At 33.4% G+C, this 10,699-nt stretch carries 8 protein-coding genes and 2 tRNA genes; 6 read left to right on the top strand and 4 right to left on the bottom strand.

Annotation, left to right across the window (positions count from 1 at the left end):
• Positions 1 to 54: 54 nt before the first annotated feature.
• From OLM58_RS18910 to pheT, 3 genes are all read left to right on the top strand, one after another.
• Complete coding sequence (locus OLM58_RS18910; RefSeq protein WP_264530138.1) at positions 55 to 1,365, top strand: TolC family protein; 1,311 nt, start codon at positions 55 to 57, stop codon at positions 1,363 to 1,365.
• A gap of 27 nt (positions 1,366 to 1,392) precedes the next feature.
• A complete protein-coding gene (locus OLM58_RS18915; protein WP_264530139.1) occupies positions 1,393 to 2,256 on the top strand; it encodes a bestrophin family protein in 864 nt (287 codons plus the stop codon).
• Between the two features lie 317 nt (positions 2,257 to 2,573).
• The gene (gene pheT / locus OLM58_RS18920) at positions 2,574 to 4,994 is read left to right on the top strand and encodes a phenylalanine--tRNA ligase subunit beta (RefSeq protein WP_264530140.1); all 2,421 of its coding nucleotides are present in this window, start codon (positions 2,574 to 2,576) and stop codon (positions 4,992 to 4,994) included.
• A 237-nt stretch (positions 4,995 to 5,231) separates the two neighbouring features.
• On the opposite strand, the gene OLM58_RS18925 is transcribed toward pheT, so the two are convergent.
• The gene (locus tag OLM58_RS18925) at positions 5,232 to 5,744 is read right to left on the bottom strand and encodes an adenine phosphoribosyltransferase (RefSeq protein ID WP_264530141.1); all 513 of its coding nucleotides are present in this window, start codon (positions 5,742 to 5,744) and stop codon (positions 5,232 to 5,234) included.
• A gap of 116 nt (positions 5,745 to 5,860) precedes the next feature.
• On the opposite strand from OLM58_RS18925, the gene OLM58_RS18930 reads away from it, so the two are divergent.
• From OLM58_RS18930 to OLM58_RS18940, 3 genes are all read left to right on the top strand, one after another.
• Positions 5,861 to 5,934: transfer RNA gene (locus tag OLM58_RS18930), tRNA-Arg, on the top strand.
• Positions 5,935 to 6,082: 148 nt separating this feature from the next.
• Positions 6,083 to 6,156, top strand: a tRNA-Arg gene (locus tag OLM58_RS18935).
• A 406-nt stretch (positions 6,157 to 6,562) separates the two neighbouring features.
• Complete coding sequence (locus OLM58_RS18940) at positions 6,563 to 8,173, top strand: serine hydrolase (RefSeq protein WP_264530142.1); 1,611 nt, start codon at positions 6,563 to 6,565, stop codon at positions 8,171 to 8,173.
• A 280-nt stretch (positions 8,174 to 8,453) separates the two neighbouring features.
• On the opposite strand, the gene OLM58_RS18945 is transcribed toward OLM58_RS18940, so the two are convergent.
• From OLM58_RS18945 to OLM58_RS18955, 3 genes are read right to left on the bottom strand one after another with little or no spacing between them, the layout of a single operon-like run.
• Positions 8,454 to 9,410: an HTTM domain-containing protein gene (locus OLM58_RS18945; protein WP_264530143.1), complete on the bottom strand. Its 957-nt coding sequence runs from the start codon at positions 9,408 to 9,410 to the stop codon at positions 8,454 to 8,456.
• Positions 9,400 to 9,885 (bottom strand): hypothetical protein, encoded by a 486-nt coding sequence (locus OLM58_RS18950; protein ID WP_264530144.1) that lies wholly within the window; start codon positions 9,883 to 9,885, stop codon positions 9,400 to 9,402. Before OLM58_RS18950 ends, OLM58_RS18945 begins: the two co-directional genes overlap by 11 nt.
• Before the next feature lie 36 nt (positions 9,886 to 9,921).
• Positions 9,922 to 10,374, bottom strand: a complete 453-nt coding sequence (locus OLM58_RS18955) for a hypothetical protein (RefSeq protein WP_264530145.1) — start codon at positions 10,372 to 10,374, stop codon at positions 9,922 to 9,924.
• Positions 10,375 to 10,699 lie beyond the last annotated feature (325 nt).

Raw genomic sequence — 10,699 nt, forward strand, 5'->3', positions numbered from 1 at the left:
TAGAAGCTGCGAATCTCTTCTAAAAAAGTCGAGTCGCAGCTAATCCTTCATCACATGAAAGCTAAAATAATAGTAACAAGTCTCGTTTTATTGTTGTTCTGTACAGCAAAAATCAGTGCGCAGAAAGTCTTAACCATCGAAGATGCCATGACGATCGCCTTAGAGAATAATTTCGAAATTAAGATTGCCAAAAACAGCCTTAAAATAAGCGAAACCAATGTAACAGTTGGAAACGCCGGAATGCTGCCAAGAGCTACAGCTTCGGTAACCGACAACAACAGTGTTACCAACTCGTCACAAACACGTCAGGACGGAACCACAACCTCTTTAAGAAATGCCAAAAATAACAGTTTAGCCTACGGTGTTAGTTTGGGATGGACCGTTTTTGACGGAATGAAAATGTTTGCCAAACTGGATCAGCTTAAAGAACTGCAAAAACTGGGTGATTCTGAAATGAAAAGAGTAATATTGATCAAAATCGGACAGGTCAACAGCGCTTACTTTGATTTGGTACAGCAACAGCAACAATTGTCTGCATTAGACACTACAATTGTAATTTCGAAACAAAGATTAACATTGGCACAAAACCGTTTCAGCATTGGAAAAGCATCAAAGCTGGAAGTTTTAAACGCTCAGGTTGATTTAAATTCCGATCAGGTTGCTTTGCTGAGACAAAAAGAATCCTATGCCAATGCTAAAATCTTGCTCAACCAATATTTGGCACGTGATCCTAAAATAAATTTTACCGTAACCAATGTAGTTGCTGTAGATAATAAACTCGTTTTGGTTGATTTAATAGAATTGGCTCACAAACAAAATCCCGCTTTAGAATCTCAGATTATCAACAAACGTATTGCCGAACTTCAGCTTAAACAAGTAAAAGCAGATCGTTATCCGGTGGTAAACCTGACTTCAGGATATAACTTTAATGAAAGTCAGTCCAGTCTTGGATTTACAAGTCAGAACTCTTCTAAAGGTTTTAACTATGGCTTTAATGCCACTTTAAATATTTTTGACGGGTTCAATCAACACCGAAATGAAAAGGTTGCGAAACTGCAGATCGAAAACTCACAAATTGCGATTGAACAGCAAAACATGATCCTGGATACTCAGTTAAGCACCGCTTTTCAAACGTATTTAACCAATTTAGAATTGATTGGACTAGAAGAAGACAACGTAACGATTGCCAAACAAAATTTAGATATTACTTTAGATAAATTCAGAATTGGAACTATCACAACGCTGGATTTCAGAACAGCTCAATTAAACTATGTAAATGCTAAAGTACGCTATAGCAATGCGCAGTTTCAGGCAAAATTATCTGAGATTGCTTTGAAAGAATTGGCCGGGAATATCAATTTTTAAAGTAAATTTGTTTCAAAACAAGTCTAAATGATCTCATACAACACCAAAGATTGGTTCGCTTTTATTTTTCACTTTCATAAATCGGATACCGTTAGAAAACTACTTCCAATCATGATTGCGATCGGAATTTATTCTTCGATTGTTGGATATTTGGAAGTCTCGTATTTTAAAATTGGTAAAAACGACTATATCCACAACATCCCGATCATGCACGGGATGTTGGGTTTTGTAATCTCATTATTATTGGTTTTCCGAACTAATACGGCCTACGATCGTTGGTGGGAAGGCCGGAAACTTTGGGGAGGTCTTGTGAACAACAGCCGAAATCTGGCCATTAAACTTTCGGCGATGCTGAAAGAGGAAAACGATAAAAAATTCTTCAGAAAATTTATTCCTGCCTACGCTTCCGTATTGCACAAACACCTGCACGATTCCGATACCGGAAAGCAGCTTTTTGAAGATGTAGATTTAGAAATTGATCATCACAAACACAAACCGAATCAGGTTAAAAGAATAATTTTTCAAAAAATAAACGATCTGTACGAAGATAAAAAAATCAGCGGAGAACAGCTTATTATTTTAAACGAAGAGTTACAATCATTTACAGACATCTGCGGCGCGTGCGAGCGAATCAAAAATACCCCTATTCCCTACTCTTACAGCGCTTTTATTAAGAAGTTTATCTTTTTTTATACGATGACACTGCCTTTTGGTTATTCGGTAAGTTTGGGGTATTATGTGGCTCCGGTTGTGGTTTTTATCTTTTATGTACTGGCAAGTTTGGAACTTATTGCCGAAGAAATCGAAGATCCGTTTGGCGATGATGAAAATGATTTGCCAACAAAAAAGATCTCTGAAAATATCAAAAAACACATTGAAGAGTTAATTTGATCAAATAACAGCATAAGTACTTAAAAACTTACCCTATAAAATTCTGCAAAAAAACTAAACAGATAGAGACATAGTTTTTATCTACTGAGAAAACATATAAAAGAAATACATTTCTGTCACATAAGCTATGATGCGATTTACTCCAAGTGAAACGCCTCATTTGAAGATGTAAAACTATGTTTCTCTGTGTTAAAAAGAAACTTACATATTCTAAAATTTCTCCCTGAAAGAATAGCCCGAAAAAAGCAAATAAATTGTTTCTTACTACAATGTGCAATTCTTATATTTGTAACCTCATACAAGAATAAAAAAGCAAAATGAAAATATCTTACAATTGGTTAAAACAATTTATTAAAACGGACTGGCCATCTGATCAAACTTCAGAACTACTAACAGATTTAGGGCTTGAAGTAGAAGTTGTCGAAAAATACCAGTCGGTAAAAGGCGGCTTACAAGGTGTTGTTGTGGGGCATGTATTGACCTGTGAAAAACATCCTGATGCCGACAGATTAAAAGTTACCACTGTAAATATTGGTTTAGAAGCTCCTATTCAAATTGTTTGCGGGGCTGCTAATGTTGCTGCGGGACAAAAAGTACCTGTTGCTACAATAGGAACTGTTCTATACGATAAAGAAGGCGCCGAATTCACCATTAAAAAAGGAAAGATTCGTGGAATGGAAAGTCACGGAATGATTTGTGCCGAGGATGAATTAGGTTTGGGAACAAGTCATGACGGAATTATGGTTTTGGCAGAAGGATTAGTTCCGGGAACTCCTGCTGCGGAAGTCTTCAAAGTTGTGAATGACGAAGTTTTCGAAATTGGATTGACTCCGAATCGTGCAGATGCTATGAGTCACCTGGGTACTGCCCGTGATCTAAGAGCCGGAATGCTGCAGCGTGGTGTAAACATCGAATTAATTACACCATCTGTGAGTAATTTCAGAGTTGATATGCGTACTTTGAAAATTGACGTTACAATTGAAGAGCCTCTTTTGGCACCTAGATACTGTGGAGTAACTATTTCAGGAATTACCGTTAAAGAATCTCCTGCCTGGTTACAAGATCGTCTTAAAGCAATCGGACTGACTCCTAAAAATAATATTGTCGATGTTACTAATTATGTTTTACACGAATTAGGACAGCCTTTGCATGCTTTTGATGCTGCAAAAATCAATGGGAAAATAATTGTAAAAACACTACCTGAAGGAACTAAATTTGTAACTTTAGACGATGTGGAAAGAACCTTACACAAAGAAGATTTAATGATTTGTGATGAAAAAGGACCGCTTTGTATTGCTGGAGTTTTTGGAGGTAAAAAATCCGGAGTATCAGAAGGAACTACAACTGTATTCTTAGAAAGTGCTTATTTTGATGCTGTAAGCGTGCGTAAAACCGCTAAACGACACGGACTAAACACAGATGCTTCTTTCAGATACGAAAGAGGAATTGATCCAACCATTACAGAATATGCCTTAAAACGTGCAGCACTTTTAATTCAGGAAGTAGCCGGAGGTAAAATCACTTCTGATGTGATAGAGGTATACCCTAAGAAGGTAGAAGATTTTTCTGTTTTGTTGAATTTCAGTCACGTTTCAAAAATTATCGGACAGGAGATTCCAAAAGATACAATTAAAAAAATTCTGGTTTCTTTAGATATAAAAGTAAACAGCGTTTCAGATTCAGGTTTAGGTTTAACGATTCCTGCTTACCGTGTAGATGTGCAGCGAGAAATTGATGTGATCGAAGAAATCCTGAGAGTTTACGGATACAACAACATTAATTTTTCTAAAAAATTCAATGCAACCGTTGCTAATTCTCCTAGAACAGAAGATTATAAGGTTCAAAATGTCATTGCCTCTCAACTGAACTCACAAGGGTTTCACGAAATGATGGCCAATTCATTAACCACAGCGGCATATGCAAAATTATCTTCTGCTTTAAAAGAGGAGCACAATGTTACCATACTGAACCCTTTAAGCAGTGATTTATCGACTATGCGTCAATCTTTGCTGTTTTCAGGTTTAGAAGCTATTTCGTATAACATCAACAGAAGGAATTCAGATTTAAAATTATTTGAATTTGGTAAAACGTATCATAAATACCTTAACGGATATGAGGAGCACAAACACCTTACTTTGTTAATTTCAGGAAACAGAAACAAAGAAAGCTGGACGAATCCTCAAAAAGCAACTGATTTCTTTTTATTAAAAGGATATGTAAGAGGTGTATTATCACGTTTAGGAATTGATAAAATTACCAATGCTCCGGTACAATCGGATGTTTTCGCAGAAGGAACGGCAATTTGCTACAATAGCGAGACTTTAGTAGAAATAGGAGTTGTTAAAAAATCAATATTGAAACATTTCGGAATCAAACAAGATGTTTACTTTGCTGATTTTAACTGGGATTTGATTCTAAAAATCATTACCGGAAAAATTAAATATACCGAAATTCCAAAATATCCTGAAGTTCGAAGAGATTTGGCTTTACTGATTGATAAAAGTACCACTTACGAGAGTATTTTCAATCTTGCGAGACAAACAGAGAAGTCACTTTTAAAAGATATCAACCTGTTTGATGTCTATGAAGGAAACAAACTTCCGGAAGGCAAAAAATCGTATGCTTTGAGTTTTACCATTCAGGATAACACTAAAACGCTTACAGATGCTCAAATTGACAAAATCATGTCGAAATTACAGCAGACTTTCGAAACTGAACTTGGAGCAACCTTGAGATAAAGAATAATTCCAATATACTATAAATCCCAATTCTGAATCTAATTTAGAATTGGGATTTTTTTTATCTGTTTTTAAATTTTACTCTTTAGACAATTTTACTAGTTTGAGAGAGGATATAAGATTTTTGATTAACGATTGATGATTTCGGATACCAAGGACGATACAAAACCGACAGCCTTACCGCTAGCAGCATAAAATCAGAAATCAAAAATCGTTAATCTAAATTCTAAAATCTACTTAATAGTTGATCGCAGCAAATATTGGATAGTTGCTAATTTTCTCTCTTCCGTTTAAAAAGCCAAGCTCCATCAGGAAGTTGCATTGTACGATCTCCCCTCCTAGTTGTTCTACCAATTCACAAACGGCTTTTGCGGTTCCTCCTGTGGCCAAAACATCATCGTGAATCAAAACCCTGTCTCCTTTCTTTATGGCGTCTGTGTGCATCTCTAAACTGTCTGTGCCGTATTCGAGTTCGTACGAAGCCGAAATCGTGTCGTATGGCAGCTTATTTGGCTTCCTTACGGGAACAAAGCCCGCGTCTAATTCCTGTGCCAGTAATATCCCAAAGAAAAAACCACGACTTTCGGCTCCCACCACTTTATCGATTTTTTGCCCTTTTAAAGATTCCGCCAGAATATGAACGGTTTCTTTTCTCGCAATTGGGTCATTTAGCAACGGAGTGATGTCTTTGAACAAAATTTCTTTTTTCGGAAATCCTTGAATATCACGTATATATTTTTTAATCTGCATTTTTTTTTATTTTTATATTATTTCATGCTTGCATATCTCACATTTATGCCTATCTTTGCACCCGCAATAAGCAATCAACAAAGCTACTGAAAAATAGCCAGATTGAAAAGCAAAAAGGCCTCGTGGCGCAACTGAATAGCGCATCTGATTACGGCTCAGAAGGTTACTGGTTTGAATCCAGTCGAGGTCACTAATAAAGGCAAAGGATAAAAATTATCTTTTGTCTTTTTTTTTCTCTTCAATTCCTTATTGATGAAATAGACATATGCTTATCTTTGCGCCCGCAATAAGCAATCAATAAAGCTACTGAAAAATAGCCAAATTGAAAAAAATAAAAAGGCCTCGTGGCGCAACTGAATAGCGCATCTGATTACGGCTCAGAAGGTTACTGGTTTGAATCCAGTCGAGGTCACAAACTTAAAATCCCATTTCTAATGAAATGGGATTTTTTTTTGACCTTTTTATATCGATTTAATCAGTTAATACCTCTAAAAACAAATGGTTTGGTTGTCCTGTAGAGTTGACCTTACTGGATTCAAACCGCTCCTCAACACTGTAAAACATTAGACTTACAAATTTCTTATCTTTATGTTAACAATAATTTTAGTTTTATGGAATTTGACAATGAAAATCTCAAATGAAAAATTACACCTCAAAAGACAAAAATGCTTTATAATGAAGGAATGAATATAACTTGTACTCTCAATTTTGCTTGAAATTCAGTAAGGCATTTTTATTTGTAATCTTTTATTATAATTTTACCCAACTGTCACAAAGGGCAAACCGGTAGTTAGAATTCAATAAAAAGTCAAAAAAACATGAAATCAATTCAATCAATCACTTTTATTTTATTATTTATAACACAATTGGGTATTGCTCAAAGTAAGAAAGAAAAATTAGAACAACTTTTTGAATTTTACAATCAGCAAAATCTATTTAACGGTTCTGTTTTTATTTCTGAAAAAAGAGAAACTTTACTAAATAAAGGTTACGGATTATCAAATGTAGATTTAAAAAAGGAAAATAACGCTAACAGCATTTTCCAAATATATTCCATTACAAAAACTTTTACAGCAACGGTAATTTTAAAATTAGTAGAAGAAAAAAAACTTTCATTGCAGGATAAACTTTCAAAGTTCTATCCAGATTATCCAGATGCAAGTGCTATTTCAATTGAAAGTTTGTTAACTCATACCTCTGGAATTTATGACTATACAAGAGGAAATGATATGAAAGACCAAACGGAAAAATCATTTGTTGAATTTCAAAAAACAAAACCTTTGGATTTTCCAGTTGGAACCGATTGGAGTTATTCTAACTCGGGATATTATTTTCTAGGCTATGTAATTCAAAAAGTTACTGGAATGAGTTACGAAAAAGCAGTTGAAAAATACATATTCAAACCATTGAAAATGAAGCAAAGTGGTTTTGCTTTTAAAAATCTAAAAAGTGAAAATAAAACCACTGGCTATGAAATTTTTTCTGAAAAAGAACAAAAACCATCGATTGTTTATGATCCACCTATGCCTTTTGCAGCTGGTGGAATATACTCAACTGTTGAAGATTTAAACAAATATTATAATGGCCTAAAAAATTACAAAATTATCTCCAAAGAAAATTTAGAAAAAGCATATACACCTTTCAAAAACAATTATGGCTATGGTTGGATTACAAGACCAATGTTTAAAAAAATGACAGTTGGCCATAGTGGTTATGCAGCCGGTTTTTGCAGCAATTTTGTTCAAATTCCCGAAGATGATATCTGCATTATACTGCTTACAAATACAGAAAGAGGTTTAGACACTGCCACTTATGCTATTATGAAAACTTTGTATAATTTATACGATAAAGATTACAAAATTCCAATTGTAGCCAACATAAGCTCAGAAACTTTAAAGCAATATGAGGGAACTTATCAAGTTGAAAACAATTTTGTAATTTACCTTACAGTTGAAAACAATAAATTAAAATTGCAAAGTGGAAACGGCCCCACAACTATTCTATATCCTGTAAAAGAAAATTTATTCTTCGCTGAAGAATTAATGGGTGATGTAATTTTTGAAAGAAACAAGACTTCACAAATAGAGTCATTAAGTTTTCATGTAGGAAATCAACTAAAAAAAGCAAATAAAATATTTCCTTCTTGGGGAATTGTAGGAAGTGCCACAGAAAAAGGCTGGGAAGGTCCTGATGCAAAACTTTTTGAAACTGAAACAAAAGGAATTTGGACAATTAAAAATGTGACTTTAAAAACAGGAGAGCTTAAATTTCGTTTTAATGACGATTGGACTTTAAATTTTGGAAAAGATATGAGCGACGGAATAATGCCAAAAGGAAATAATATAGAAATTTTAACAGGCGTTTATGATATTATTTTGGACATAACAGATTACGAAAAACCTAAATACAAAATTTTTAAGAAAAGTTAAAAAACAACCTACAACAGCTAAGGGATTCCTTGCCGTGAGTAGCACGAACATTAAACCTCTACGATACATACAAACCACTTTTTGATAAAACCTAAAATAATTATCTTACAAATTCACTTGAAACCAGGCTAATTTCTTTAAATCATTCATAAAATGGTTTGTAAATTGTTCAGTAAGGGTCACAAAAAAATCCCATTTCTTAAGAAGTGGGATTTTTTTTTACTTTTAAAACTACCAATAGACGCAGTATCCTTTGATAAATTCAAATAGAGTCCAAACTTTATGATGCTTTACTTAGGAACCACCGTTGGTTGCCAGATCTGCTTTTAGACCGAATATCATTTAAAACATCACTGCCAAAAGCAAAAGTATTAAGAAATATCATTACAAAAGCAAAGAACCACATTCCCATGATAACTCCTATGTTTATATGTAATAGTATAATAAAGATATACCATATTGTTCTGGTCTTCGGATACCAGATAAATACAGAATAACCTATCTCAATTATCAGAACAAATATTCCAAGCGTAACAGGAATGAATGGGTAATTAGAGATCCAGGAAAAATCGTATGTCTTAAAAATCGGCATCATCAAAGTTCTCCAAATCGCTTCTCCGTTTAACCATTGTTTTCCCAAACTTTTCTCAATACCCGTCGAGAGATATACGATGCACATTTGTATCTGAATCATTCTAATTGAAATACCAGACCATACTGATGTTTTTTTAAATTTACTAATTCCAATACTTGAATCGATTGAATAAGTAGCGTTTAAAGGAAAAAACATACCATAAAACAATGCTAACTGCGTAAAAACATCAACACCATAAATAAAACCATTACCGGTATTTATAAAGGCTAAATGTAAAAAGAAACAAATAACAGTACTTATTCTTGTAAACAAGCCAATCATCAGAAAACAACAGGCGCAGAAAAAAAGTTCTAACAGTAATGTTGTTGCCTGATCATGAGAAATACTAAAGCATTTGCTTAATGCAAAAACAATATTACCTATATGTGGCAAAAAATTATAATTACTTAATTTTGATATACTCCACTGTATAAGTCCGTACTGCCCGTAAAACTCATTAAAATTTGATTTTAGAACAACGAATTTACCTATACAGATCATACTTAACCCAACTCTGAAAAAAAATAAAGGATAAGTCGGTTTTTCAACTTCAATAAAGTTAAAAAACTTACTAGTTAATTTATAAAAAATACTAATTGGCATATATCGTGGTTTGATAATAAAGGGTTTTACTAATTTGTTTGCCTAATCTAAAATCTTTCATCGTAGGTATATTGTTTTTATATACACTAACCTTAACGCTTGTAATCAAACTGTCTTTATTCATACAATAAATTGCCCAGGATCTGGCATATAAGTCCATTTGTGAGTTACTATTTCCTTCGGCAAAATGCCATAGCATAGTTGAAAGTCTTATTTTATTTTCAGAATTTGATTCGTTAAATAAAATCTTTCGCCCTATTTTTTGATTGTTTTTAAACGCTATTAAGTCTATAGAGAAGTCATCATTTACTGTCGGGGCAAAGAACCCGAAGTTTCTATTGGTATATGTAAATGATGAATAAATTTCGAATAAAGATTTTACCGGATTCCAATTAACTAATTCGTACAAATGTGATACAGTCAATATTACTATAAGAAAATGTACAACGATAAAAGTTCTGTAGGTTTTTTTCATAGAATTAAAACGGACTATTTTAATTTTAATAAAAATTTATTGGTATTTATTTAAAATATGATAAAGCTTATCAAGCTGGCTTAGCTGCTCGTTGTTAAACTTACCTGTTTTGAAGATATTGATATTGGTATTAGTAGCTGCTGCATTAGACTTGAAAATATTAATATTGGTATTTGTTGCAGCCGCCGCCGATTTAAAAATATTAATATTTGTGTTTGTTGCAGCTTTAGTTCCAACCGATTCCGGTCTAACAGTTTTACCCTGTTTAACATCAGCTAAACCTACTGCTTTACCGGATCTTAAAGTACCTTTTTCTGTTTTCACATCAATATTGTACGAATTAGAATCAAAAGATTTTAGAATGGTCTGAATTTCTGCTTTGTCCTTTTCGGCAATTGGTTTGTTAATTTTTAAATTTACCTGGCCATAGGTTACTACCGAGAATAGAATTGCTACTATTAGCAGTGTTGTGGTTCTTAAATTTTTCATAGTTTATAATTTTTATGATTAGCGCTTACTTTTAAATGGGTTTTCAGCTAATACCCTTTTATTAAAATAGTCCATTTTAACTTCTGCTAATTAAATATTATATAATGTTTGCTATTAAGTCACAAATAAATACTGGAATACTGATGTGAATGTATAAATTATCTTACAATTAAAAAACCGTATAAACACCTGTTTTTCAAATAAATAACAAGATCACCCACAGCTTATCATCTTGCCTCGTTCAGATTAAAAAGAAAAATTCCTGATGCAAATTTGTTAGTGTTAAGATCAACATATCTCAGTAGACGCAAAAAAGACCACTTCT

The organism is Flavobacterium sp. N502540, assembly GCF_025947365.1.
Lineage (GTDB): Bacteria > Bacteroidota > Bacteroidia > Flavobacteriales > Flavobacteriaceae > Flavobacterium.

Bases quoted from the DNA above. Each gene is read 5' to 3' on its own strand.
- OLM58_RS18945 (WP_264530143.1), bottom strand. From the start codon at position 9,410: ATGCCAATTAGTATTTTTTATAAATTAACTAGTAAGTTTTTTAACTTT.
- OLM58_RS18925 (WP_264530141.1), bottom strand. From the start codon at position 5,744: ATGCAGATTAAAAAATATATACGTGATATTCAAGGATTTCCGAAAAAA.
- OLM58_RS18950 (WP_264530144.1), bottom strand. From the start codon at position 9,885: ATGAAAAAAACCTACAGAACTTTTATCGTTGTACATTTTCTTATAGTA.
- OLM58_RS18940 (WP_264530142.1), top strand. From the start codon at position 6,563: ATGAAATCAATTCAATCAATCACTTTTATTTTATTATTTATAACACAA.
- OLM58_RS18955 (WP_264530145.1), bottom strand. From the start codon at position 10,374: ATGAAAAATTTAAGAACCACAACACTGCTAATAGTAGCAATTCTATTC.
- pheT (WP_264530140.1), top strand. From the start codon at position 2,574: ATGAAAATATCTTACAATTGGTTAAAACAATTTATTAAAACGGACTGG.
- OLM58_RS18910 (WP_264530138.1), top strand. From the start codon at position 55: ATGAAAGCTAAAATAATAGTAACAAGTCTCGTTTTATTGTTGTTCTGT.
- OLM58_RS18915 (WP_264530139.1), top strand. From the start codon at position 1,393: ATGATCTCATACAACACCAAAGATTGGTTCGCTTTTATTTTTCACTTT.